The following is a 24,891-nucleotide window of genomic DNA, read 5'->3' as shown; positions in this document are numbered from 1 at the left end:
AACTGAGAAAGCCTGCCTGAGTCCGGGCTTTCTCTTTTTTGAGCGCAGAAAACTATGATTCGACTTACCTGGTTCGTCCTTACGCTGTGTGCCGCTGTACCCGGTGCGTTTGCCGTAACCTATACGCTTCCGCCGGAAGGCAGTCGTCTGGTGGGAACCCCGATTATCATCACCGTTCCTGAAGGTAACACGCTGCCTCTGGAAGCCTTTGCCGCGCAGCACGGGCAGGGGCTGAGCAATCTGCTGGAAGCGAACCCGGGCGTAGATCCTTTTTTGCCTAAATCCGGCACCCGGCTGGTGATCCCTCAGCAGCTGATTTTGCCCGACACCGTCCGCGAGGGCATTATCGTGAATGCTGCGGAAATGCGTCTCTACTATTATCCGCCTGGCGGTAATACCGTTGAAGTTCTGCCCATCGGCATAGGTCAGGCCGGACGCGAAACCCCGCGTAACTGGGTGACGGCCGTTGAGCGTAAGCAGGAGGGGCCAACCTGGTCTCCGACGCCGAACACGCGCCGTGCCTATGCGGCAGAAGGGAAAACGCTTCCGGCATTCGTACCCGCCGGGCCGGATAACCCGATGGGGCTGTATGCCATTTATATCGGCAGGTTGTATGCCATTCACGGCACAAACTCGAATTTCGGCATCGGGCTGCGGGTAAGTCAGGGCTGTATTCGTCTGCGTAATAACGACATCAAGTATCTTTTCGATAACGTTCCCGTAGGCACCCGCGTGCAGCTTATCGACAGGCCGGTTAAAGTCACCACCGAGCCGGACGGTAGCCGCTGGGTGGAAGTTCACGAGCCATTATCACGCAACCGAGCGGAATTTGAATCGACCCGGAAAGTGCCGCTGCCCATCTCCGCCGCGCAGCGGACGCAGCTGATAAACGAGGGGGCAGGAGCCGAACTGGAACGGCGGTCCGGGATGCCGGTGAAGTTCGGCATGTAAAGGCATAGTGCGGTCTGGTGCCCTCACCCCAACCCTCTCCCACGGGAGAGGGGGCACACACGAGCCCCGGAGGTCGGGTAAGGCGAAGCCGCCACCCGACAATTTTCGAGATGCAGAAAAGCAAAAAGCCTGCTTTAAAAGCAGGCTTTTCAGATTTGGCTCCTCTGACTGGACTCGAACCAGTGACATACGGATTAACAGTCCGCCGTTCTACCGACTGAACTACAGAGGAATCGTGTGAACGGGGCGCATATTATCGACCTGCGTTCGCCTTGTCAAAGGGTGGATCAAAGCCTTTTGATCGTTTGCTGACAAAATCGGCAAAGTGATGTTTTTGGCAGCGGAATGCACCGTCATGGTGCGGGCATACCCCTAATGGGGCAGATCATAAACTGCTGTTTCGGTAATAAAACCCCCCTCTGTAATTAGGTTTCCTTATTTTCAGGCGCTTAGCGAACAATTTAGACCGCCTGGTAAAAGTGGCATTTATATTGCAAAACCTGTTCAACAACGACAGCCGGTTCCGGCACAGCATTTCGAACAGGGGGCAAAATGAACTTAAGACGACTGAAATACTTCGTAAAAATCGTCGATATCGGCAGCCTGACTCAAGCGGCAGAAGTGCTGCATATCGCGCAGCCTGCGCTGAGCCAGCAGGTGGCTACTCTGGAAGGCGAGATGGATCAGCAGCTGTTGATCCGCACCAAACGCGGCGTCACGCCAACGGAAGCAGGCAAGATCCTGTATACCCATGCGCGCACCATCCTTCGCCAGTGTGAACAGGCGCAGCTGGCGGTGAATAACGTGGGCCAGACCCTGAGCGGACACGTTTCTATCGGCCTGGCGCCGGGAACTGCCGCGTCCTCTATTACCATGCCGCTGCTGCAGGCCGTTCGCGCCGAGCTGCCTGAGGTGCTGGTCTACCTGCACGAAAACAGCGGCTCCGTGCTGAATGACAAACTGCTCAACGGCCAGCTGGATATGGCGGTCCTTTACGATCGCTCCCCGGTCGCCGGCATCACCAGCCAGCCGCTGCTGAAAGAAGATCTCTACCTCGTGGGCACCCGCGACTGTCCGGGCCAGAGCGTAGACCTTACCGCCGTGGCAGAGATGAACCTTTATCTGCCGCGCGACTACAGCGCCGTGCGCGTGCGCGTGGACGAAGCGTTCTCACTGCGCCGCCTGACGGCCAAAATCATCGGCGAAATTGACTCAATCTCCACGCTCACCGCGGCCATTGCCAGCGGAATGGGTGTGACGGTTCTGCCGGAATCCGCAGCCCGCTCGCTGTGCAGCGCGGCGAACGGCTGGATGGCGCGCATTACCACGCCTTCGATGAGCCTGCCGCTGTCGCTGAACATGTCTGCACGCGGTTCGCTGTCGCCGCAGGCGCAGGCGGTAAAAGAGATTTTGATGTCGCTGGTCAGCAAGCCGTCGCTTGAGAACCGTGAACTCCTGCTCGTGAGCTGATATTCCATAAAAGCATAAGATGCTGGTTTTTATTATTTGTTCTGCAGCGCGGCTGACTCTAACAATAGAGCTATGTCAGATGCGCCGGAGTGAATCGTGAATTTCCAGCAACTTAAAATTATCCGTGAGGCGGCCAGGCGGGACTACAACCTGACCGAGGTCGCCAATATGCTTTATACCTCTCAGTCCGGCGTCAGCCGCCATATCCGCGAGCTGGAAGAGGAGCTGGGCATCGAGATCTTTATCCGTCGCGGCAAGCGGCTGCTCGGCATGACGGAGCCGGGTAAGGCTCTGCTCACCATCGCTGAGCGGATCCTCAACGAGGCCAGCAACGTGCGTCGTCTGGCGGATCTCTTTACCAATGACGCTTCGGGCGTACTCACCATCGCCACCACCCACACCCAGGCGCGCTACAGCCTGCCGCCGGTGATTAAAGCGTTCCGCGAACTTTTCCCCGACGTCCGTCTGGAGCTTATCCAGGGCACGCCGCAGGAAATTGAAGTGCTGCTGCAAAACGGTGGGGCGGATATCGGCATAGCCAGCGAACGCCTGAGCAACGACCCGCTGCTGGTGGCGTTCCCCTGGTTCCGCTGGTACCACAGCTTATTACTCCCGGTCGATCATCCGCTCAATCAGGTCTCTCCCCTGACGCTGGAAGACATTGCGAAATGGCCGCTCATTACCTACCGCCAGGGGATCACCGGACGCTCGCGTATTGATGAAGCCTTCAACCGCAAAGGGTTAACGCCGGACGTGGTGCTGAGCGCGCAGGATTCTGACGTGATCAAAACCTACGTCGAGCTGGGTCTGGGCATTGGTCTGGTGGCGGAACAGTCCAGCGGAGAACGCGAGGACGGGAACCTGGTGCGTCTTGATACGCGTCACCTGTTTGACGCTAACACCGTATGGCTTGGCCTGAAGCGCGGGCAGCTGCAGCGCAACTACGTGTGGCGCTTTATCGAGCTCTGCAACGCCGGGCTTTCGGTGGATGAGATTAAACGCCAGGTGATGGAACCGGAAGAAGTGGCGATTGATTATCAGATTTAGGCGCTGGTTTGCCCGGTAGCGCTGCGCTGACCGGGCTCATCGCTTAGTTGAACGGATATTTTTTAAAGACCGCCTGTGATTCAAATGATTCGGCAGCCGCCTGAATCTCTCTAAAATCCGCTGCGTTAACGACGTGCGGAATCATCGACTGAATAAACGTCCAGACAACCGTGCTCGTGACGGCAACCTGATCGGGATCGGCGGAGGCCGGACGCGTCTTCAGTAAGGCATTCCATTCCCTGCAGGCCGCCAGCAGCTGGGTTGTAATGCGTTCGACCCATAAAGCGTGCTGCTTTTCCAACGGGCGCTGGTGGTGTTCATACACATTTTGCACTGCTTTCTCCGCGGCGGCGAGGATAAAGCCCAGCGTCTGAAGATCGTTTGCCAGCGCATCCGGCGCGACGGGCAGGAGCCTCCGCTCGGGTGCGGCCTGAGCCTCGAAATAATTCAGTATCAGCGACGAATCCATCAAACGTACTCCGTTATCCAGAATCAGCGTGGGCGCTTTTACCGCGGGGTTGATTCGGGAGAACGCTTCGAAAGTGCTAAAGACCGACAGCGGTTGGCTTTCAAACTCAACGCCATAAAGCTCAAGGGAGATCGCCACGCGCCGTACATAAGGTGAATCCATCATGCCAACAAGCTTAATCATCGTTCCCGTTTTCCTGTCTCTGTGAAATAACGCGTCATTGAAGAGGATGAACAGACAGTACAATATAAACTTCCTGGCGAATATCTTCCGTATCTTACCGTAAAGGTTAGTATTACTGACATGTTGGCAAGTTGCCGTTATACATCCAGCGCGGATAAGGGAGAGCTTTCATGTCGGATTTTCCACCCATTGCCAGTTTGCGAAGCTTTGAAGCCGTCGCCCGTCTTGGCAGCGTGACGCTGGCGGCGAAAGAACTCCACGTTACCCATTCCGCAATCAGCCAGCAGATCAAACTGCTGGAGGAGATGGTGGGCGTAAAGTTCTTTATCCGTCAGGGACGCGGGGTGCAGATCAACGAAGAAGGGCGGCTATATGCCTTACAGGTACGCGAGGCGTTGAACCATATTGCGGATGCCACCCGGCTCGTACAGGTGAAGCCGAGAAAGCAGGAGCTGACGCTGGCGATGGTGCCGTCTTTTGGATGCCACTGGCTGTTGCCGCGTCTGGAACGCTTTCGGGCGAAATATCCGCTTATCACCCTTCGGATCCTGGCCAGCCTGACGGTCACCAGCCTGCAGCAGGAAGGAACAGATATCGCGATACGAATGGGGAAGGGAAACTGGGAAGGGAGTGAAAGCCAGTACCTTTTTTCCGATGAGCTTATTGTGGTGGCCGCGCCTGGCTATAACGACGGTGTGTTGCCCGCTACGCCGGCTGAGATTGCAAAAAGTCATATTATTTTTTCCATGGAGTCGTGGAAAACGTGGTGCGTGAATGCGGGGCTGGAGAAAGAGATCGTGCCTGGCGGTTTATGCATTAACGACTCCAATATCATTATCGAAGCTGTTCGGCTCGGGAAAGGGATCGCGCTGGAGCGCCGCTCTCTGGTTCAGGATGCCATCACCCGGGGGGAACTGATCCAGCTAACCTCCATTACCGCGCCGTATCCCTGGCCTTACTGGCTGGTGACAGCGCGGTCAACGGAGACGAAGCCGGAGGTGGCTCTTTTTGTCGCATGGCTGGATGAGGAGGTGGCGGTCTGGCGGCAGTTGACGGGCTGCTGAACTTTTTTCGATGCTGCTCGTAACAAAATGAATATCCAACAAGGGATACACAGAATTACTCCGGCACGCGTTCAGTCTTTCCGTAACCCCACAAGATTCTGCTTTTCCATCTCTGCATAATCATCGCTATAGCTTTGCATGTATATAGTTTTTGATCTATATTGGATGGGAGGCCTTGTGTCGGCAATTAACACGACGGACAGGTTTGATCGCTGGTTTACTTCGCTTGAAGATACCGAACGCGCCAGCGTACTTGCAGCCCTGCTTGTTTTGCGAGAGAAGGGGCCGGGTTTATCGAGACCCTACGCCGATACGCTTAAAGGCTCTCGTCACAGCAACATGAAAAAGCTACGTATTCAGAGTAAGGGCGATCCCTTGCGGGCGTTTTTCGCCTTTGATCCAAACCGCACGGGTATCGTGCTTTGTGCGGGCAATAAGGTCGGCAATGAAAGGCGATTCTACGATGAGATGCTTCTCGTTGCTGACCGGGAATTCACTCACTGGCTGAATACATTAAAAGAGAGGGAATAGCGCGATGGGAAGAACCCTTGAGCAGCTTATAGCGGATGAAAAGCCGGAGGTTGTCGCCAGCGCTCAGGCGATAGCAACGGATATTTTGCTCAACATTCATCTTGCTGAGTTACGCGAGAAAGTACAAAAAACGCAGGTAGAAATGGCGCAGGCGTTGGGTATCAGGCAACCTACCGTTGCGGTAATGGAAAAGCCCGGGCGCGATTTGAAACTCTCTTCTCTCAAGCGCTACGTTGAGGCGGCGGGCGGAAAGCTGCGGCTTGATGTGGAGCTGCCGGATGGCTCGCACTATGAGTTCGTGCTGTAGGGCAGAAAAGCAAAAAAACCTGCTTCAAAACCGCCAGCATGACCGTCACTCGCGGTGATGAACGAATAGATGCAGTTACTTATGGGTAGAAGTGGGGACATGCTGCTGCATCAATTCAACGATCCAATCAATAAAAACGCGCAGTTTGACGTTAACGTGGCGGTTCGGCGGAAATGCCAGATACAGGGGCATTGGATCAATACGCCAGTCTTCAAATAGCGGAATCAAGGAACCACATGCCTGATGCGCTGCCGCCATATAGACGGGTAGCGCAATCACGCCTAATCCCGCGAGCCCGGCTTCGAGGTAGGCGTTGCCATCATCCACTGCAAGCACATAGCTTCCCGTGATTTCAATACGTACACTCTCACCGTTCAGTACCAGAGGATCAATCTTACCGGTGCGTGAGGACAAGAATCCCACTATGCGATGGTCCGTGTTTTCCAGCTCTCGCGGGTGCGCAGGGGCGCCGAGGCGTTCCACGTAACTCGGTGCGACGTAAACACCGATTTGCAAATCGCCAACATGGCGTGCGATCAGGGACTGGTCATTGATTCCCCCGCCGCGCACGACGCAATCCACGTTGTCGCCGATCAGATCCACCACCCGGTCACTCACGCCCATGTCGAACTGGATATCAGGGTAGCGCGCGTGAAAAGCCGGTAGCGCGGGCACCAGCACCAGGCGGGCGAGAGGAGTGGGCACATCTACCCGTAGCCGTCCTCTGGGCGTAATTGCCGCACTGGACAGGCTGTTTTCAGCATCTTCCATGTCCGCCAGCAGGCGGATGACGCGCTCGTAGTAGACCGCGCCATCAGGAGTCACACCGAGCCTGCGGGTGGTGCGATGGAGCAGCTTTACGCGCAGGCGAGCTTCGAGCTGCTGAATAAGCTGCGTCACCGTGGTTTTGCTCATATGAAGCGTTTGGGCAGCCCTGGTGAAACTGCCTGCCTCCACTACGCGAGCAAAGGCGCGCATCGCATCGAAACGATCCATCCCAGGTCCTCTCTTTTCGCAGATTGTTTGGATATTACAAACAATGATGAACAAAGTCGCTTGTTTATCCGCCCGATCTGGCACCTGTAAAGTGTCTTTATGTTCACCGGGCAGATTTCGCCCCATTACAGAGGCACAAACATGACAACACGCGAAGCCGTTTTTCCATTAGGACGACAGGCGCTCTACGAGCGTAATCGCTATTCACCCGCCATCAAATCTAACGGCTTCCTGTTTGTTTCGGGACAGGTAGGTAGCCGGGAGGATGGTTCGCCTGAAGAGGATCTCAACGCGCAGATCCGGCTGGCATTCGATAACCTTAATGCTGTTCTCGCAGCTGCGGGCTGCACGTTCGATGACGTGGTTGACGTTACCCTCTTTGTCGTCGATCCTGAGTCAAACCTCGACGCAATCTGGAGTATCCTGCCAGAATATTGGGGGGAAGCGCCTTACCCTACGTTGACTGGGATCGGCGTGACGTGGCTGTACGGATTCCAGTTTGAGATTAAGGTGATTGCCAGGCTGCCCTAAGCGACAGGAGCTTTTTGCCATACGGCAAATTATCCGAACGCAGAAAAGCAAAAAGCCTGCTTTAAAAGCAGGCTTTTCAAATTTGGCTCCTCTGACTGGACTCGAACCAGTGACATACGGATTAACAGTCCGCCGTTCTACCGACTGAACTACAGAGGAATCGTGTGAACGAGGCGCATAGTAGCGACCTCGGTACGCCTTGTCAAAGGGTGAAAACGCACTTTTCTTTCGTTTGCCGACAATTTCAGCAAATCGCTGATTTTATAGCAAATTCGCGTTGAAATTACACAGCAAAATGCGCCGCCCGCAGGCGGCGCTCAGGATCAGAACAGTACGGAGTAGTTCAGACCAAAGGTACGTCCGCGGCCTTTATAGGTATACAGCCCCGGCGCACCGTAGGTTGGGCTATACAGCCCCGGCGCGCGCTGGCCCCAGGCGGTGGTGTAGTCTTTGTCCAGCAGGTTTTCCACGCTGAAGCTGACCTTACCCACCGGCAGGGCGTAGCTGCCCAGGAAGTCGACCGTGTTATAGCCATCGATCTTCTTGCCGTCGGAGTCTGACACGTCAAAGGTCTGCGTGCTCTGTACGCGCAGGGTCCAGTCGCCCGGCGCCCAGTTGACCCAGGCGCTGGCTTTCGACGGGCTGGCGCTGTCGACCGTCAGCTTCTCCCATTTCCCGTTTTCGCGGGTTTCAGACTTGATGGCGTTAAAGTTCGCACCGGTGCTCCAGTCGCTGTCGGTGAAGAAATAGTCCACCTGACCTTCCACCCCGTAGATACGACGCTTGTCGTCTTCCAGGTTGATGGTCATATCCGTCTTGTTGATGGTGATGGTTTTATCCGAGAGCGAGTAATACGCCGCGACCTGCGTGCGCAGGTTATCGCCGGTGTAGCGCCAGCCCAGCTCATAAGCGTTGACCTTGATACCGTCCAGCGTCGAGTCGTTCACGTTGACGCTGTTCAGCAGGCGATAGTGACCGTTGCTGAGCTGATAGGTGCCGGAGCCGTAGTACTTCGCCAGGTCCGGAATTTCGAAGCCCTGGGAGAAGTTAAACCACAGCTGCTGCTGTTCGGTCAGGCGACCGAGGATCCCGGCGTTAAACAGGAAGTTATTGTAATCGGTTTTCCCACCCGGCACCGCATCGGCGGAGGTGGCTTTCCCGGTGGCGATGGCCTGCTGCTGGGTGTAACCGACAAAGTCGTCTACCTTGTTCTCGGTGTACTGATAACGCACGCCGCCGCTCAGGGTGATGGCGTCAATGTCGTAGCTGGCCTGCAGGAACGGGGCGAGGTTGGTGATGCTGTAGCCCGGGTAACGGCCCACGTTGTAGGCGTTATCCAACTCCATGCCGCCGCTCGCAGCGGCCTTGCTCAGGTTAAAGAACTGCTGGTTGGCATCGAAGGTTTCGTGGTCGGCATCCACACCCCAGGTCAGCGTTAAATCGTCCACCGGCTTGCTGTTCAGCGTCAGCTTGCCGCCGTAAAAATCGGTTTTCTGCTGGGACGCGCCGATGCTGCTCACCACGCCTTTGGTCAGGGTCGGGAACGGATAATAGGTCAGGCTCTCGTCGCGATAGTAAATCTGCGCGACCAGATCCTGGCCCCAGAAGTCGGTATTGGAATACTGTAGGTTAATCAGATGGCGCTCGGTACCCGGTACGCGGTCAGAATCGATATTATCTTTGTTGTACGCGGTCGCATCGCCCGTTACCGCCGAGAAGTTCTTCCCGAGATACAGCCCATGCTTGCCGTCGGACTCGCTCTTGTAGTACTGCGTCGTCAGCTGCAGCTGCTGACGATCGTCAATGTTGATGGTGCCTGTGCCCATTACATCAATACGGTCGGAATACTGGAGGCCGGTCTGGGTGTTATCGATAATCACCTCGTTGCCTTTGCCGTCATACCAGCCGCCGTAGCGCTGATAGGACACCGACAGACGACCGGAGGCGTTGTCGTTGCCGCCGCTTACGGCTGCCGACACGTTCTCATCGTGATCGTTGTGGCTATTAAACCCGCTTTTTGCCCCGGTCTGGAACTCAACCTCGGTATCCGGCTGGCCCTTTTTGGTGACGATGTTCACCAGGCCGCCGGTGCTGCCGCCGCCGTAGAGCGAGGTGGCGCCGGAGATCACTTCGATACGGTCAATGTTGAACGGATCGATAGAGTCCAGCTGGCGGCTGTCGCTGCGGGACGAGTTCAGGCGAACGCCGTCCACCATCACCATCATGGAGCGGCCGCGCAGGTTCATGCCGTAGTTGGTACGGCCCTGGCTGCTGACGTCCATGCCCGGGATCAGCTGCGCCAGCACCTCTTTAATCTCTTTCCCGCCCTGAACCTGCTGCTCAATTTCAGCCCGCTCAATGACCCAGGTGGTCTGCGCCATCTCCGCCACGCTGCGGTGCGCGCGGCTGGCGGAGACAACGATATTTTCTTCCTTTTGTTCTTCCGCCCACGCAGAGGTAGAAAGCATTGCAAGCAAGCAAGGATTTAAAACCCAAAGATGAGAACGTTTCATTGTTATGTTGATCCTGATTGTGTGTGTCAGTACTCGGTGGTTTTTGCTAATGATTTAAAAACCGGGCTGCTGTCCGGGCTGGTGGTTGTGCGCCAGTGGATAACGCCGGGTGTGGTGGCCAGCTCAAACGGCTCGTCGGCATGCGCGCGATTAAGAATTCGCGCCGCGCGCCAGGCCATCAGGCTGAGCTGGGGTTCGGCAATGCCGAGACGGTGCATCCCGGCGTTCACGGCGAACAGGCGGTTGCTCTGCGGGCCGTCCCATTCGAGGGTGAAATCGTTGTTAATGCAGAAGGCTTCGTCCGTGTCCAGATGCAGGCGGTGAGACAGCGGCGCGAGGAACGCGGGCTGCACGGCGCGGTAGCCGGTGGCGAAAATCACCACGTCGCTATCCAGCTGCTCGCGGCCGCCGTCGAGGTGATGCTGAATGCTCAGGCGATGTCCGTTTTCCTGGCGCGTCAGGGCCGTCACCGAGCGGGACGGCATCAGGTGCGCCCAGGGTTTTTCACGCAGCACTTCGAAGCGGTGGTACATGGCGCGGTAAATCGCCAGCAGGGACTCGGTGGTGATGCCGTCGGAGGTCATCTTCTGCTCGTGCAGCATCTGACGTCGGGCCTCTTCGCCCAGCGTGGAGAAGCTGTCCACGTACTCCGGCGTGAAATACTCGTTGGAAAAGGCGGCTTCATCCAGCGCGTTATAGTTATTGCGGCGCGATACCCAGTTCAGGCTCAGCGGCTGGCCCCATTCGCCGCGGAAGATATTCAGGAACAGGTCGGCCCCGCTCTGGCCGCCGCCGACGACGGTGACGCGCTTGCCGGTGAGATCCGGCGTGCGCAGCATCATCTCGCTGGCGTGGAAACAGGTATCGTCCTGCGTTGTAACGCAGTCAGGCAGGTTGATCTGTTTGCCAATCCCCACGCAGACGTGCCGCGCCAGGAAGCGGTCGCGCTGGGTCACCACCTCAAACAGGCCGTTTTTCTCATCAAAGCTCACCTGCTGCACCTGCTGGCTAAAGGCCAGGTTGGTGAGGTTATCCGCCGCCCAGCACAGGTAGTCCGCAAACTCTTCGCGGGAGACGGTGCGCTGCTCGGTGGTCAGGAAGCGGTAGAACTTTTTGCGCTGCACCAGATAGTTCAGGAAGCTGTGGCGGTTGGTCGGCTCCACGGCGCTGACCAGATCCTTCAGGAAGCTGGTCTGCATGTGGCAGTCCGGCACCATCATTCCCGGGTGCCAGGAGAAGTGCGGTTTACGCTCAAGGAACAGCGAGCTAAAGCCGTCCAGCCCTTCGGCCAGAGCGGCGATGCTGAGGTTAAACGGGCCAATACCAATGCCGATGAAATCATAGGTTTTCATTGCGCTGACTCCCGGGAGGCGAGAAAAAGAGGGTTATCAAGGTCGGTGACGTAGTTCGGCAGCATGCGGCTGCCGCCGTCGTGTTCGGAGAAGGTTAGTTTGACCGGGTTGAGGATCACGCGAATAATCTGCGGCTTGAAGAGATCGAATTTGGCGAAGCGCTCTGCCAGATCCGGGTGCGCCGCCATATACTCCCGTAAAACTCCGGCCAGAATCTGGTAGAAGCGCGTTTCGCTCACGCCGCATTGCAGGGTGAGGCGCGAGATAAAGCGCAGCACCGTCACAAAGTTGCCGGTTTGCAGGTCGTGAATGATGTAATCCGCGCTCAGGCGCGCCGTCACGGCCTTCACCTGCTCCGGCAGGCTCTGGGCCTGCGGGAAATCCTCATCCACCAGGCGCATATCGCCCTGGAAATCCTTCAGCAGGATGCGCTGCGGGACGTAATCCTTCATCACCACCGTCACGTTCTGGCCGTGGGCGATCAGCGCCACGCCGTAGCGGCAGAGCAGGTGATAGAACGGGATCACCGTTGCCTCAAACAGCTTTTCCAGCCATGCGTCGGCGCTTAGCCCCGAGCGTTTAATCCACGCGTCGATCAGCGGGCGCCCGGCATTGTCGGTTTCCATCAGCGCGGCCATCAGCACCGCCTGTTCACCGTCTTCTAAATAACAGGACGGATTCTCGCGCCAGATCACCCCCAGCATCTCCTGATAGCGGTAGGGCGCTTTCGGCAATGCGGCATAGCCCGGATGCGACAGATAGCCGGCAGCGGGTTCGCCAAGCACCTGCGCGCCAGAGCGGGCAAGCGTGGCGTCGGTGGCAAACTGCTGCTGAAGCCAGCGCGAGGCCAGCGGCCCGGCGGCAATGTATTTGCCCGGAATGCCCCGATAGCAGGAGGTGTTGTAGATGGTCAGCGGAAGCTTGATGTCATACGGCGCGCGACGGCTGGCGTTGGTGAGCGTGCGCAGGGACTGCTGCGCCAGATACTCGTCGCCAAATTCGCCCAGCTCAACCATCTCTTCGCGCGCCAGCTGCGCCAGGAAATGAATGGCAATCTTCTGCTGCCACTGCCACGGGTGCAGCGGCACCGGCAGCCAGCCGTCGTTGAGACCCAGCGCCTGCCAGCGGGCGTCAAAGCGGGCGCGCTCGGCGTTGTCCATGGCGCTCGCCAGCAGAGCGTTGATCTCGCAATCGGCGTCGCTGCTCCAGACCAGATGCTCCCGCTGAACGGCGACCCAGTGCAGGCGAAAACGTCCGCGATACTCGGGCGCGTACTGACGCAGCGCGTCCAGGCCCCAGCCGCGGCGACCTTTGTTGAAAATAAACTTCGGGTGACCGCTCATCAGACACTGTAATTCGTCCGGGTCGAGGTGGATCAGCGCGTCCGCGTCCAGCGCTTCACGCGCCTGCAGCAGCTGCATGTCGCCGCGCAGCGTGGCGTAGAGATCTTCCATATGCTCTGCCGTTTGCGCGTCGCTCATCTCCAGCACCGTCGCCAGCTGCAGCAGCGCGCTTTCCGCTTCGACGGCATCGCCGCTGGCGGCGATCAGGCTGTCCGGGTCGATATGCAGCCAGCCCCAGATCCCGCGCGCGGCGCGAAACTGCCAGGACTCGTTGCCCATGGCGATGCGCCAGCCGTCCGACGAAACCGGCTCAGCGCGCAGGGTGCGTTCGTACTCCAGCTCGGCGAGGATCTTCGCCACCATCTCGCGGTTCACTTTCTGCCAGAGCGCGTTCACAGTTCCACCTCGCTGAAGAAGCGGTGGCGCTGGCTCATGATGAGGCGCGAGCGCTTGTGCGGGAAGTCGAACTCTTTCACCGTGTCGAAACCGGCGGAGGCCAGATGGCGGAACAGGCGCTGGTTGTCGAAGCGCGGCTCGGCCACGATGCGCGCGGTGCGCGGTTCATCGAGATACAGATAGTGGCTCAGGCCGCGCAGCCAGCTGCGGATGTATTGCGCGCCGCGCCAGTTCTCTTCGCCCACCAGCATGTGCAGCCCGCGGTCAAACGGCTGCCAGCGGTAGTGGCGGCCAATGCGATCTTCTGCCGCCCAGTAGAGCTCAAAATAGCCGAACGGCTGGTCGTCGAAGCAGCCGATAACCGGGTAGCAGTAGGTCGAGTCAAGCTGACGGCGCAGGTAGCTTTCCTGCTCCGCCTGCGGGCCCGCCATCTCCCAGAAGGCGTTCACGCGCGGGTTATTCATCCATTGGGTAAAGCGCTCGCCGTCCAGCGCCACGTCGACCACGCGGAAGCTGAGGGTGCGCTTAATTTGCGGATCGTAGCGACGGTATATTTCGCCCTGCGGGCGGTGAGGACGCAGCGGGAAGTACAGCTGACGGCTCTCATCAAACTGCATCCCGCCGCTGGCCTGCGGCCGTTCGCCTTTCAGCCACAGCGGCAGCTGCCAGAAGGTTTCGCGTGCCAGATAGTCCCCGTGGGCCAGGCTAAACAGCGCCTGCGCCTGGGGGGCATCCTGCCAGGTCGCCCAGGGGAGGGTAATGCCGGTCAGCGCGGGTGCGGCAACAAACAGCTGATCCAGGGCTTCGACCAGCCAGCCGTCCGGGAGCCCATTCAGACGCTCCAGCACCGCGCTGCCGTCGAGACCCAACGTCAGCGGCAGCGCGCGATCCGTTGCGGTGCAGCGAAAGCCGTAGCCGGAATGGACGATATTCGCGATTGCCATTACGCCTTCTCCTTGTAAAACGGGTTGCTAAAGTCGAAATAGATCACCGCCGGATCGGCGATGGTGTTTTCATTGCGATCGTGCAGGTAGCAGAAGAAGTTGCCTTTGCAGTTCCAGGTCGGGCTGTCGAGCACGTAGTCGAGGCATCGGGTCTGCTTCGCCGTGCGGCGCAGTTCGGCCAGCGCGTCGCGCACGCGGGACATCAGGTTCTCCTCGCTGTCAAAACCGGCAGCGGCGAGGGCGGCGGTGACGGCAAGGGTAGAGTTCAGCAGCAGGTAATAAGGGAAGTAGCGCAGCAGCTGGCTCTCACCGAAGCGGTTTTCCACCTCCGTTTCGCCCGCTGAATTCAGCCACGCGTCGGCCCCTTCGGTCCACGCGCTGCCCTGGCAGTCGCGGTAGATCAGCCCGACGGGGAAATCCTGCTGCATCTCAACGAGGATATTTTGCTGGTGCGCCAGCAGGACCAGACCGTAGTCCGCCTCGGCGCTGAACAGCGGGAGCAACACGCGGTCGCAATAGGCGTCCAGCCAGCAGCGGGCGGCCTGGGCGAGCGGTAAATCCAGACGCTGGCTCAGACGGCGCACCGCGGAAGCCAGCAGGCTGTCGCCGCCGTCCGGCGCGGCCTGGGTCAGGCTCACCAGCACGTTGGTCTGGGTGTCTGGCGTATCGAACAGCAGATTGACGCGCAGGGCCATCAGGCTCTCTTCCTGAATAACGCCGCTTTCGTCACGCAGCCCCGCCCAGCCGTCCTCCTGCATCACGCGCATGGTTGGGTAGCGAGCCTGTAAATCTTGCCAGCGTTCCGTTTTCGCCAGGCGCGCCAGGCGCATTCCGCGCTTAACCTCTTTGACCGACAGAGTGCGCACGGAGTTGGTCAGGCGCACGCTGAGGGAGAACTTAATCATGTCGCTGTTGGTTTCGCTGTACAGCGAGCGGGAGGAGCTGGTAGGCAGCCACTGCGCGCCCGCTTCGCCCAGATCCTGCAATGAACCGTTTTCCGCCAGACGCTGGCACCAGTCCTGCTCCAGCAGATAGTCGGCCTGCCATGGATGCATCGGCAGCAGCCAGCGGGTGTCGGTGAAGTGGCCGAGCAGCTCAGGCGCGCTCTGGGCCGCGAAGCGCAGCAGACGCTCGCGCAGGGAGACGTTCAGGCTGTCGCCGGCAACGAGCGTGCTCTCAACGGCAAACCAGCGCAGCGGGAAGCGGGAGGCGAAATCGGGCAGATAGCGACGCGCCTCGGTTTCGTTGAACGGCTCGTGCGACTTCGGTGCAGGGTGAAACGCGTGGCCGACCAGCAGCGCCTGTTCCGCGTCGGCAAACGTCAGCGGCTTATCGCGCAGGTTTGCCCAGCTGTGGCGCAGATCGATCGCCTGCCAGGTGTGCGCATGGCTTTCGAGAACGCGCTGCTTAAAACGCGCCAGCGTATCGGCATCCAGCGATCCTTTAACTGATGGTTTTTCAAGAATTAAATCAACCAGTTGGTCAAATGTGACGGCGTCACCGTCATCGCTGTTGTTCTGAATAAGCGTTGCCGGGAAACGGTACTGATGATGCTGGGTGGGAGAGAAATAGCGTACCGGAACCCGAAGCGCCTGGGTTTGGGACTGCGGGATATGAATGTTCGGTAACGCATCCGCAGCGGTAGCGGGGAGATAGCGCCAGTCCTTCGTTTCGCGCAACAGGGCGTTTAAAAAACACTGGGCTGCAACGTCTGTACCGGCAGAGCGGGGCAGAGCACGCATAGGTGTACCTCATTCCATGATTGATAATAATTCTCGTTATGATATTCATTCTGTTTACAGTCGCAACCATTTTTGCAATATTTGTTTTCATAAACTTCATAATTTCCACACATTTATTGACACTATGTTCACATTCTCATGCGCGCTGACTCTGAAACCTTGACGGAGAACGTCACTTCAAAAGCTAACTGGCCCCTGGCGCTCTCTGCGGGGTTACTCGGCATCGGGCAAAACGGTCTGCTGGTGATGCTCCCGCAGCTGGTGACCCTGACCGGGTTGTCGCTCTCCGTCTGGGCCGGGCTGTTGATGTTCGGATCCATGCTCTTTTTACCGGCCTCGCCCTGGTGGGGGCGCCAGAGCGAGCGGCGGGGGTGTAAGGCTGTGATGCTGGCCTCGCTGAGCGGCTATCTGGCCAGTTTCGCCGTCATGGCACTGGTGGTCTGGGCGATGGCGGCCGGAAGGCTGGATACTTTCTGGGGACTGGCGGGGCTGATTCTTTCACGTCTGCTTTACGGACTGACTGTGTCGGGGCTGGTGCCTGCGGCCCAGACGTGGGCTATTCAGCGTGCGGGGCTGGAGAAAAGAATGGCGGCGCTGGCGACGATAAGCTCCGGCCTCAGCTGCGGACGTCTGCTCGGCCCGCCGCTGGCGGCGCTAATGCTCAGCGTCAGCCCGGTGGCGCCGCTCTGGCTAATGGCGATCGCGCCGTTAATCGCGCTGCTGCTGGTGCTTCGCGAAGCCGCAGACCCGCCGCTGCCGCCGGTGGCGCACCAGGCGACCCGCCTGCAGGCCTCGATGCTGCCGTTCCTGCTGCTGGCGCTGCTGCTGGCGGCGCTGGTGAGCCTGATGCAGCTTGGCCTGTCACCGCATCTTAGCCCCCTGCTGGAGGGCAACGCCCGGGAGATCAGCCATCATGTTGCGCTTCTGCTGAGCCTGGCCGCGCTGGCCACGCTCGCGGCGCAGTTTCTGGTGGTCCGCCCGCAGCATTTCACCCCGGTGACGTTGCTCTGCATCGCGGCGGTGCTGATGGTGGCCGGGCTTGGGCTGATGACCGTCGCGGGTTTAACGCTGTTCTACGTGGGGATTGTTATCACTTCACTCGGGGCGGCGATGGCCACGCCGGGCTACCAGCTTCTGCTGAACGACAGGCTGACCACCGGGAAAGGGGCGGGCGTCATCGCCACCAGCCACACGTTAGGCTACGGCGTCAGCGCGCTGCTGGTGCCCGTGGTGACGCGCTTTTACGGCGAGCAGTCTTTGACGGTGGCCGCGTGGGGAATGGCAGTGCTGTTTTTAGCGTTGAGCATAGGGGTACGCTCAACCGAGCGGACCCCTTCTGAAAAGCCTTAATGGATCTGGCGGGAGGAATGGCCGCCAGACTCCTCATTTTGCCGCAGACGCTGGAGCGGATCCTGCTGATAAAACTGGCAGAAACGCTGCCACAGCGCCGGGAAGCGGGGCGCGAAGAGTTCGGGCGCGCTGAAGAAATACTCCGAGAGCACCGCAAAGCACTCGGCCGGGTCGGTTGCCGCATAGGCGTCAATGCTGGCCGCGCTTTCGCCCACCAGGTCTATTTCATCCTGAATGTTATCCATCGCCGCGTGCAGATCGTGCTCCCAGCCCGCCACCTCGCGAAGCGGGATCAGCGGAACTCCGCTGGCGCGATCGCCGTTGCGGGTATCGAGCTTATGCGCCACTTCATGGATAACCAGATTAAAACCGGACGCATCGAACGAGTCCTGAATGTCGAGCCAGTTCAGGATAATCGGCCCCTGCTGCCAGCTTTGTCCGGACTGCACCACGCGCTGGTTGTGCACCAGCCCGATATCGTCCTGCCATTCGTCATCCACCACGAACGGCGCGGGATAGATAAGCACCTCGTGGAAACCGTCCAGCCACTCAATGCCGAGCTCAAGCACCGGCAGACAGAAAAGCAGGGCGATACGCGCGTTTTTCAGGGGATCGAGTTCGAAACCCTGCAGTGGAACCAGACGTTTTTGCTGTAAAAAACGATCCGCCAGCTGAACCAGTTTCGCTTGTTCATCCGGCTTAAGATTAGCCAGAACAGGGATCGTCAGCGCGTCATCCCATGGCAGCGCCATATCCCGGCCAGCTTCATTCGTTTTCCAGGGCCACTTTATCATCGCTTTGCTCGCAAACTCGTCACTTGAACAAAAATGGGAAAGTCAGGTTTGGTTAAGATGCCAGAAAATCGCTCACTGCGACAATTCCAGCCTGAATAAACTATCATTCGTACGTAGCGGTGGGTAGCGGTTTACGGGCATCACCTTCATTTTGTGAAGTCTGTCGTAGCCTTAGCCCACAGGTTCAGTGAAGAAATCAGTACGGTATTGAAAAGATGAGCGATTTCAAAGGTAACAAGCAGAGTCTGCCCAGCCGTGCGTGCGCGCACTGCCAGCGGCCTATGACGTGGCGCAAGAAATGGGCGAAATGCTGGGATGAGGTCAAATACTGTTCCGAGCGCTGTCGCAGGAGCCACCGTTGACCGAACTGCGCCTGATCCTCGGCGATCAGCTTAATCCGCACCACAGCTGGTTTGATGCCTGCAATCCAAATGTCATTTACGTGATGCTAGAGCTGCGGGCAGAAACCGCGTACGTGCTTCATCACGCTCAGAAAGTGATCGCCATTTTTGCGGCCATGCGCGCGTTTGCCACTGCGTTAAAGGAGAAGGGGCATCGGGTGAGGTATGTCCGGCTCTCTGACGACTCAAACCGCGGCGCGCTGGAAGACAATCTCAACGCGCTTGTCGCGCATTACGGCGCCGACAGGGTGATATGGCAGGAGCCCGACGAATGGCGCCTGGATACGCAGCTGCAGGCGTGGGCGAAAGCGGCGTCCGTCGAAACGGCCTGCGTCAGCAGCGAGCATTTCTTCACTACCCGTGAACAGGTGAGCGCGTTCTTTGCGACGCGCAAAAGCTGGCGAATGGAGTACTTTTACCGGGAAATGCGTCGTCAGCACGGTGTACTGTTAACCTCAGAAGGCGAGCCGGAAGGGGGAAAATGGAATTTTGATGCCGAAAACCGCAAACGCTGGTCCGGCGAGCCGCCCGCGCCGGAGGATTCGCGTCCGCGCCACGATTATTCAGCCTTATGGGCGGAGATCCAGCGCTGCGGCGTAAAGACCTTCGGCGAACCGCAGGCCGGGAATTTTCGCTGGCCGCTCAACCGTTCGGAAGCCAAAGCCAGGCTGGATGAATTTATTGCTCACGTGCTCCCCCGGTTCGGCGCCTGGCAGGACGCGATGCACGCTGAGGAACCATTTCTGTTCCACTCGTTAATTTCATTCGCGCTGAACACCAAAATGCTTAATCCGCGGGAAGTGGTGGCTGCCGCCCAGCAGGCATGGCGTTCGGGCCATGCGCCGCTGCCTGCCGTTGAAGGGTTTATCCGACAAATTCTCGGCTGGCGGGAGTACGTGCGTGGGATCTACTGGTCGCAGATGCCGGGCTATCGGGAGCTGAATGCCTTAGACCAGCACGCCCCGCTGCCGGACTGGTTCTGGACCGGCAAGACGCAGATGCGCTGCCTGGCGCATGCCGTTGGACAGTCGCTCACCGAGGCTTACGCCCACCATATCCAGCGCCTGATGGTCATCGGGAACTTTAGCCTGCTCAGCGGCCTGTCGCCGCAGGCGGTTCATGAATGGTATCTGGGAGTCTATATTGATGCCTTTGAATGGGTGGAGCTGCCCAATACCCTCGGCATGAGCCAGTTTGGCGATGGCGGATTGCTGGCCAGTAAGCCCTACGTTTCGAGCGCGTCGTACATTCACAAGATGAGTAATTACTGTCAGGGGTGCCGGTATCAGCACACCCAGCGTACCGGAGAGCTGGCGTGCCCCTTCAATGCCCTTTACTGGGATTTCTTTGCGCGCAACCAGGCGCGTCTGGGTAACAATCCCCGCCTGGGCATCGTCTTTAAACAGCTTGCGGACATGAAGGAAGAGGAGCGGCAGGCCCTTGCCGACCGCGCCGGGTATATTCGCCTGCATCTCAACGACCTCTGACATATTTCAACACCGCGCCGGTTGCGGTGGGTCAATAAGACGCTATTATTTTTGACTTTGCTGCGTATTCCCCGACAGGACATCCAGACGCTATGCCCGTGAATTTTGACCTTAACGATCTTTATGCTTTCAGAGCGTTAGTGGAATACGGTAACTTCCGTGTCGCCGCTGAATCTATCTGCTTATCCCAGTCGGCGCTGAGCCGCAGGATTGAAAAGCTGGAAGCCGCGCTGGGAAACCGGCTGTTTGACCGTACCACCCGCCGCGTGGCCTTAACGTTATACGGGCAAAACTTTGCTGAACGCTCCGCGCAGCTGCTCGACAACGTTGAGTCAATGCTGGCGGATGTCGATAAGGTCAGCGAAGAGCGGACGGGGCTGATCACGGTTGCCACGGTCCCGTCCGCGGCCTGTTACTTTATGCCCGATGTGATCCGTCGTTTTCAGTCTCGCTATCCGCGCGTTCGCATTAAGCTCATCGACAGCAGCGCGGGGAATGTGATTGACGCCGTGGCCCGAAGCCAGGCGGATTTTGGTATCAGCTTCGCAGGAAACCTGCCGTCTGACATCGAATTTTTTCCGCTGGTGGAGGATGTCTATGTTGCGGCGTGCCGAAAGGATCACCCCCTGGCGCAGAAGAGTCATCTTACGTGGCAGGCCTTTTACCAGCAGGATTATATCTCCCTCGATAAAACGTCAGGTAACCGTAACCTGCTCGATCGGATGCTGGGGGATATCGTTCCCGAACGCCCCAGCGTCTGCGAAACGCGCCACGTTACCACGATGCTCGGTATGGTAGAGGCGGGGATCGGCATTGCTGCCGTTCCCGCCATGTCAATGCCGACGTCAGAGCACACGCTGCTGACGCATCTGCCGCTGGTGGCGCCGGAGGTCAAACGCACCGTGGGGCTTATCCGGCGCCGGGGGCGCATCCAGTCCTATATTGCGGCTGAACTGGAAAAACAGATCACCGAGCAGTATCGCCGGACGTAACGGGGATCATTCCCGTCTTCTGGATGACGTCCCTGGAGGGCGGTGAGGCGAGATAGGTTAGCAGCGCTTTCCCCTCCGCGGGATATTCTGCGTGACGGGTGACCGCACCCGCGAAGCGCGTGATGTACTGCAGATTATCCGGGATTTTCCCGATAAAGGTGACGCCCTGAACCGGCAGCAGCTCGCTCACCTGCTGGAAACCGACGGTGTATTTTCCTTTCGCCACTTCTGAGGCGACCGGGATACGCTCGACCATTGTCGCTTTATCCGCCACTTCCTTTTCAATCCCCAGCTTTTTGAACAACGTCTGGCTGACGTACCTGCCGCTGGCGCTGTCAGAGTAGGCGATGGAGCTGGCCTGCAGCAGCGTTTTACGCAGAGCCGCCTCGCTGCTGATATCAGGGACATCCGCCCCTTTTTTCACCACCATGCCAACGGGGGAGTCCGCGAGTTCCGTTCGCGAACCCGTCCGGGTCTGGCCGGCTTTTTCGAGCTTCTCCAGCACATCGCCCACCATAATCACCACGTCGGCCTTCTCGCCGCGCGCCAGGCGGTTTGGGATCGCCTGCGGCGTAGCGCCCATTGAGGGGCCGGGGATGATCACGATTTTATCCCCGGTCTGGCGTTCATATTCAGGGGCCAGCTTTTCCAGGGCGGCTTTGAAGCCGCCTGAAATCATGACCTTCACATCCTGAGCGCAGGCGTTCACGCTCAGGAACATCAGCACCAGCGCGCTGGCGGTATAGCGATAAGTGCGTTTCATACCGCCCCCTGTGACTTGACGGTGTTTTGCAGCGATACCGCGCGGCGGCGGTAGAGGTAGAGCGTGGCCAGCAGGGCACACACCGCGGCGAAGCTCATCCAGTAGCCAGGCGAAGCTTTGTCACCGGTGTATTCAATCAGCGCGGTGGACATGACCGGGGTAAAGCCACCGAATACCGCCGTTGCCAGGCTGTAAGCCAGCGAGAAGCCCGCCACGCGCACTTCGGCAGGCATGATCTCCGTCAGGGCCGGGATCATCGCGCCGTTATAGAGGCCGTAGAGGAAGGAGAGCCACAGCAGCACGCTCAGCATCATCGAGAAGCTGGGCGCGTTCGCCAGCAGCGTCAGGGCCGGGTAGCTGGTCGCCAGCGCCAGCAGGGTCATGGCAATCAGCACCGGCTTGCGCCCGAAACGGTCCGACAGGGCACCGCCCACCGGCAGCCAGATGAAGTTAGAAACCGCCACCAGCAGCGTGACCAGCAGGCTGTCCGACGCGCTCAGCATCAGCACTTTTTTACCAAAGGTGGGAGCGTAGACGGTGATCAGGTAGAACGCGGTGGTGGTCATCGCTACCATCAGCATGCCCGCGACCACCACCTGCCAGTTGCTAAGCAGCGTTTTAAAGACCTGACGCATCTCCAGATGCTGGCGGCGCGCGCTGAACTCTTCCGTCTCCTCCAGCTTGCGGCGCAGGAAAAAGATAAACGGCACGATTAAGCAGCCGAACAGGAATGGGATGCGCCAGCCCCATTCGCGAATGGCGCTCTCCGCCATCAGGGCATTCAGGGCGAAGCCCATCGCCGCGGCGACCATAATGGCGACCTGTTGGCTGCCGGACTGCCAGCTGGTGTAAAACCCTTTGCGGCCCGGCGTGGCGATTTCAGCCAGATAGACCGAGACGCCCCCAAGCTCCGCACCGGCGGAAAAGCCCTGCAGCAGACGGCCCGTCAGCACCAGCAGCGGCGCCCACAGACCGATGCTTTGATAAGAGGGGATAAGCACGATCAGAAACGTCCCCGCCGCCATGATGGAGAGCGTGACGATCAGTCCCTTTCTGCGCCCCACCTTGTCGATATAGGCGCCAAGCACGATGGCCCCGATGGGACGCATCAAAAAGCCCGCGCCGAAGACGGCGAAGGTCATCATCAGAGACGCAAATTCACTGCTCGCCGGGAAGAACGTGTGGGCGATATAGGTGGCATAGAAGCCGAACAGAAAGAAATCGAACTGCTCAAGAAAGTTGCCGGACGTGACGCGAAGTATCGCGCCCGCTTTCGAGCGTACGGTTGCAGGTGAGGTTGAGGAAAACATGGTTATCTCCAGTTTTATTGTTGACGTTTTACGCGTCTGTTTCTGAAAACTGGATCAGGATGAGGAATTAGATAAGCGCAAATGCCGCATCGGCTGATGCACTTTTTGCATGAATAGCCTTCGCGGGATAAATACAATTAATGACAACAATAACTTAACAATTAATTGATTTTTTATTCACCACGTTTTGCTAAGTGGCTGATATCACGGTTTTGTGACATGACGCAGGCGCATGACTTTCTGCGACTGCCGGGCAGCGTTGCGCCACCCGGCCTGTCTCAACCTAGCGCTGTGAACAACCCGCGCACTGTTTGTTTTGGATCTGCTGGAAGAAATCGTTGCCTTTGTCATCCACCAGGATAAACGCCGGGAAGTTCTCGACTTCAATTTTCCAGATGGCTTCCATTCCCAGCTCCGGATATGCGACGCATTCCAGGCTCTTAATGCTGTTTTGCGCCAGCACCGCCGCCGGGCCGCCAATGCTGCCCAGGTAGAAGCCGCCGTGCTTATGGCAGGCGTCGGTTACCTGCTGGCTGCGGTTGCCTTTCGCCAGCATGATCATGCTCGCGCCGTGGGATTGCAGTAAGTCCACATACGAGTCCATACGGCCAGCCGTGGTCGGGCCGAGTGAGCCGGACGCGTAGCCTTCCGGCGTTTTGGCCGGGCCTGCGTAGTAAATCGGATGATCTTTAACGTACTGCGGCAGTTCTTCACCGTTGTCGAGCAGCTCTTTCAGCTTCGCGTGGGCAATATCGCGCGCCACGATGATGGTCCCGTTCAGCGACAGGCGGGTAGAGACCGGGTGCGCGGAAAGCTGCGCCAGGATCTCATTCATCGGCTTGTCCAGATTGATGCTCACCACGTCGCCTTCGCCCTGCTGGCGCAGTGATTCAGGAATATACTGGCCCGGGTTGTGTTCCAGCTTCTCAATCCAGATCCCGTCGCGGTTAATTTTCGCTTTGATGTTGCGGTCCGCGGAGCAGGAGACGCCCATGCCAATCGGGCAAGAAGCGCCGTGGCGCGGCAGGCGGATCACGCGGATATCGTGGGCGAAGTATTTACCGCCGAACTGCGCGCCGAGGCCGAGGTTCTGCGCTTCCTGGAGCAGTTCCTGTTCGAGCTGAACATCGCGGAACGCCTGGCCGTGTTCATTACCTTCCGTCGGCAGCGCGTCGTAGTAGCGCGTGGAAGCGAGCTTCACGGTTTTCAGCGTGGCTTCCGCTGACGTACCGCCAATCACAAACGCGATATGGTAAGGCGGGCAGGCCGCAGTGCCCAGGGTGCGCATCTTCTCAACCAGGTAGTTTTTCAGCTTCGCCGGGGTGATCAGCGCTTTGGTTTCCTGATAGAGGTAGGTTTTGTTGGCAGAACCGCCGCCTTTTGCCATGCACAGGAATTTGTATTCGTCCCCGTCCACGCTGTAGAGATCGATCTGCGCGGGCAGGTTGGTGCCGGTATTCACCTCTTTATACATGTCCAGCGCCGCATTCTGCGAGTAGCGCAGGTTATCTTCAATGTAGGTGTTATACACGCCCTGGCTCAGCGCCGCTTCGTCACCTCCGCCGGTCCAGACGCGCTGGCCTTTTTTGCCCATGATGATCGCGGTGCCGGTATCCTGGCAGGTTGGCAGCACGCCTTTTGCGGCAATTTCAGAGTTACGCAGGAACTGCAGGGCAACGTATTTGTCGTTCTGGCTGGCTTCCGGGTCGTTGAGAATGGCGGCAACCTGCTTCTGATGGGAAGGACGCAGCATAAACGCGGCATCGTGGAAGGCCTGCTGCGCCAGCAGGGTCAGGGCTTCCGGCTCCACTTTCAGCACTTCCTGACCGTCGAATTCGGCAACGGAGACGTGCTCTTTGGTCAGCAGGTAGTATTCGGTGTCGTCATGGGAAAGAGGGAAGGGGTTCTGATAAAAAAACGGTTTATTCGACATAGTATTGCTCCACAAAAATAAA

Annotated in this window: 22 protein-coding genes and 2 tRNA genes; 11 read left to right on the top strand and 13 right to left on the bottom strand. The window is 58.4% G+C overall.

Features of this window, described 5'->3' with window-relative positions:
* Nucleotides 1-54 precede the first annotated feature (54 nt).
* Entirely contained in the window at nt 55-951 is an 897-nt protein-coding gene (gene ldtA, locus SPG90_RS09895) for a L,D-transpeptidase (RefSeq protein WP_045403124.1), read from the top strand.
* Between the two features lie 156 nt (nt 952-1,107).
* On the opposite strand, the gene SPG90_RS09890 is transcribed toward ldtA, so the two are convergent.
* Nucleotides 1,108-1,183: transfer RNA gene (locus SPG90_RS09890), tRNA-Asn, on the bottom strand.
* Between the two features lie 320 nt (nt 1,184-1,503).
* Between SPG90_RS09890 and nac the strand changes: the two genes are divergently transcribed.
* A complete protein-coding gene (gene nac, locus SPG90_RS09885; RefSeq protein ID WP_064790942.1) occupies nt 1,504-2,421 on the top strand; it encodes a nitrogen assimilation transcriptional regulator NAC in 918 nt (305 codons plus the stop codon).
* 96 nt (nt 2,422-2,517) lie between these two features.
* Entirely contained in the window at nt 2,518-3,468 is a 951-nt protein-coding gene (cbl, locus tag SPG90_RS09880) for an HTH-type transcriptional regulator Cbl (protein WP_010432106.1), read from the top strand.
* A gap of 43 nt (nt 3,469-3,511) precedes the next feature.
* On the opposite strand, the gene SPG90_RS09875 is transcribed toward cbl, so the two are convergent.
* Nucleotides 3,512-4,120, bottom strand: a complete 609-nt coding sequence (locus SPG90_RS09875; RefSeq protein WP_057060296.1) for a glutathione S-transferase family protein — start codon at nt 4,118-4,120, stop codon at nt 3,512-3,514.
* A 170-nt stretch (nt 4,121-4,290) separates the two neighbouring features.
* Here SPG90_RS09875 and SPG90_RS09870 point away from each other — a divergent pair, with 170 nt between their 5' ends.
* The 3 genes from SPG90_RS09870 (at nt 4,291) to SPG90_RS09860 (ending at nt 6,022) form a co-directional block, all read left to right on the top strand.
* Nucleotides 4,291-5,184 (top strand): LysR substrate-binding domain-containing protein, encoded by an 894-nt coding sequence (locus SPG90_RS09870; protein WP_322408107.1) that lies wholly within the window; start codon nt 4,291-4,293, stop codon nt 5,182-5,184.
* A gap of 177 nt (nt 5,185-5,361) precedes the next feature.
* Nucleotides 5,362-5,715, top strand: a complete 354-nt coding sequence (locus SPG90_RS09865; RefSeq protein WP_322408106.1) for a type II toxin-antitoxin system RelE/ParE family toxin — start codon at nt 5,362-5,364, stop codon at nt 5,713-5,715.
* A gap of 4 nt (nt 5,716-5,719) precedes the next feature.
* Nucleotides 5,720-6,022, top strand: coding sequence for an XRE family transcriptional regulator (locus SPG90_RS09860; protein ID WP_029741460.1), 303 nt, complete (start codon nt 5,720-5,722; stop codon nt 6,020-6,022).
* 75 nt (nt 6,023-6,097) lie between these two features.
* On the opposite strand, the gene SPG90_RS09855 is transcribed toward SPG90_RS09860, so the two are convergent.
* Nucleotides 6,098-7,018 carry a LysR family transcriptional regulator gene (locus SPG90_RS09855; RefSeq protein WP_248191221.1) on the bottom strand — a complete coding sequence of 307 codons (921 nt, stop codon included), beginning with the start codon at nt 7,016-7,018 and terminating at the stop codon, nt 6,098-6,100.
* 141 nt (nt 7,019-7,159) lie between these two features.
* On the opposite strand from SPG90_RS09855, the gene SPG90_RS09850 reads away from it, so the two are divergent.
* Nucleotides 7,160-7,549 carry a RidA family protein gene (locus SPG90_RS09850; RefSeq protein ID WP_023312340.1) on the top strand — a complete coding sequence of 130 codons (390 nt, stop codon included), beginning with the start codon at nt 7,160-7,162 and terminating at the stop codon, nt 7,547-7,549.
* A gap of 83 nt (nt 7,550-7,632) precedes the next feature.
* Here the strand turns inward: SPG90_RS09850 and SPG90_RS09845 are convergent.
* From SPG90_RS09845 to SPG90_RS09820, 6 genes are all read right to left on the bottom strand, one after another.
* Nucleotides 7,633-7,708, bottom strand: a tRNA-Asn gene (locus SPG90_RS09845).
* 164 nt (nt 7,709-7,872) lie between these two features.
* Entirely contained in the window at nt 7,873-10,062 is a 2,190-nt protein-coding gene (locus SPG90_RS09840) for a TonB-dependent siderophore receptor (RefSeq protein WP_248161982.1), read from the bottom strand.
* Between the two features lie 26 nt (nt 10,063-10,088).
* Nucleotides 10,089-11,414 (bottom strand): lysine N(6)-hydroxylase/L-ornithine N(5)-oxygenase family protein, encoded by a 1,326-nt coding sequence (locus tag SPG90_RS09835; protein WP_322408105.1) that lies wholly within the window; start codon nt 11,412-11,414, stop codon nt 10,089-10,091.
* On the bottom strand, nt 11,411-13,153 hold the full coding sequence (gene iucC, locus SPG90_RS09830) for an IucA/IucC family protein (protein ID WP_126303851.1): 1,743 nt from the start codon (nt 13,151-13,153) through the stop codon (nt 11,411-11,413). The genes SPG90_RS09835 and iucC overlap by 4 nt, the downstream gene beginning before the upstream one ends.
* Nucleotides 13,150-14,097, bottom strand: coding sequence for a GNAT family N-acetyltransferase (locus SPG90_RS09825; protein WP_126303849.1), 948 nt, complete (start codon nt 14,095-14,097; stop codon nt 13,150-13,152). The genes iucC and SPG90_RS09825 overlap by 4 nt, the downstream gene beginning before the upstream one ends.
* Entirely contained in the window at nt 14,097-15,839 is a 1,743-nt protein-coding gene (locus tag SPG90_RS09820) for an IucA/IucC family protein (protein WP_126303847.1), read from the bottom strand. The genes SPG90_RS09825 and SPG90_RS09820 overlap by 1 nt, the downstream gene beginning before the upstream one ends.
* 138 nt (nt 15,840-15,977) lie before the next feature.
* Here SPG90_RS09820 and SPG90_RS09815 point away from each other — a divergent pair, with 138 nt between their 5' ends.
* Nucleotides 15,978-17,189, top strand: coding sequence for an MFS transporter (locus tag SPG90_RS09815; RefSeq protein ID WP_126303845.1), 1,212 nt, complete (start codon nt 15,978-15,980; stop codon nt 17,187-17,189).
* On the opposite strand, the gene mtfA is transcribed toward SPG90_RS09815, so the two are convergent.
* On the bottom strand, nt 17,186-17,983 hold the full coding sequence (mtfA, locus tag SPG90_RS09810; protein ID WP_023312333.1) for a DgsA anti-repressor MtfA: 798 nt from the start codon (nt 17,981-17,983) through the stop codon (nt 17,186-17,188). The genes SPG90_RS09815 and mtfA overlap by 4 nt on opposite strands.
* A 215-nt stretch (nt 17,984-18,198) precedes the next feature.
* Between mtfA and SPG90_RS09805 the strand changes: the two genes are divergently transcribed.
* From SPG90_RS09805 to SPG90_RS09795, 3 genes are all read left to right on the top strand, one after another.
* Entirely contained in the window at nt 18,199-18,345 is a 147-nt protein-coding gene (locus SPG90_RS09805; RefSeq protein WP_065454001.1) for a DUF2256 domain-containing protein, read from the top strand.
* Nucleotides 18,342-19,871, top strand: a complete 1,530-nt coding sequence (locus SPG90_RS09800) for a cryptochrome/photolyase family protein (RefSeq protein ID WP_126303843.1) — start codon at nt 18,342-18,344, stop codon at nt 19,869-19,871. The genes SPG90_RS09805 and SPG90_RS09800 overlap by 4 nt, the downstream gene beginning before the upstream one ends.
* Before the next feature lie 92 nt (nt 19,872-19,963).
* Nucleotides 19,964-20,863 carry a LysR family transcriptional regulator gene (locus tag SPG90_RS09795; protein ID WP_023312331.1) on the top strand — a complete coding sequence of 300 codons (900 nt, stop codon included), beginning with the start codon at nt 19,964-19,966 and terminating at the stop codon, nt 20,861-20,863.
* Here SPG90_RS09795 and SPG90_RS09790 read toward each other — a convergent pair.
* The 3 genes from SPG90_RS09790 to fumA all read right to left on the bottom strand — a co-directional run bounded on the left by SPG90_RS09790 (nt 20,838) and on the right by fumA (nt 24,869).
* Nucleotides 20,838-21,626, bottom strand: coding sequence for a substrate-binding domain-containing protein (locus tag SPG90_RS09790; protein ID WP_126303841.1), 789 nt, complete (start codon nt 21,624-21,626; stop codon nt 20,838-20,840). The two genes, SPG90_RS09795 and SPG90_RS09790, sit on opposite strands and share 26 nt — an antisense overlap.
* Nucleotides 21,623-22,936 carry an MFS transporter gene (locus SPG90_RS09785; protein WP_126303839.1) on the bottom strand — a complete coding sequence of 438 codons (1,314 nt, stop codon included), beginning with the start codon at nt 22,934-22,936 and terminating at the stop codon, nt 21,623-21,625. Before SPG90_RS09785 ends, SPG90_RS09790 begins: the two co-directional genes overlap by 4 nt.
* Before the next feature lie 283 nt (nt 22,937-23,219).
* Nucleotides 23,220-24,869 (bottom strand): class I fumarate hydratase FumA, encoded by a 1,650-nt coding sequence (fumA, locus tag SPG90_RS09780; RefSeq protein ID WP_045356690.1) that lies wholly within the window; start codon nt 24,867-24,869, stop codon nt 23,220-23,222.
* Nucleotides 24,870-24,891: the final 22 nt, after the last annotated feature.

The sequence above is a fragment of the Enterobacter sp. D2 genome (assembly GCF_034427575.1).
Taxonomy (GTDB): Bacteria; Pseudomonadota; Gammaproteobacteria; order Enterobacterales; family Enterobacteriaceae; genus Enterobacter; species Enterobacter cloacae_M.
This window is presented reverse-complemented; position numbering and strand designations above follow the sequence as displayed.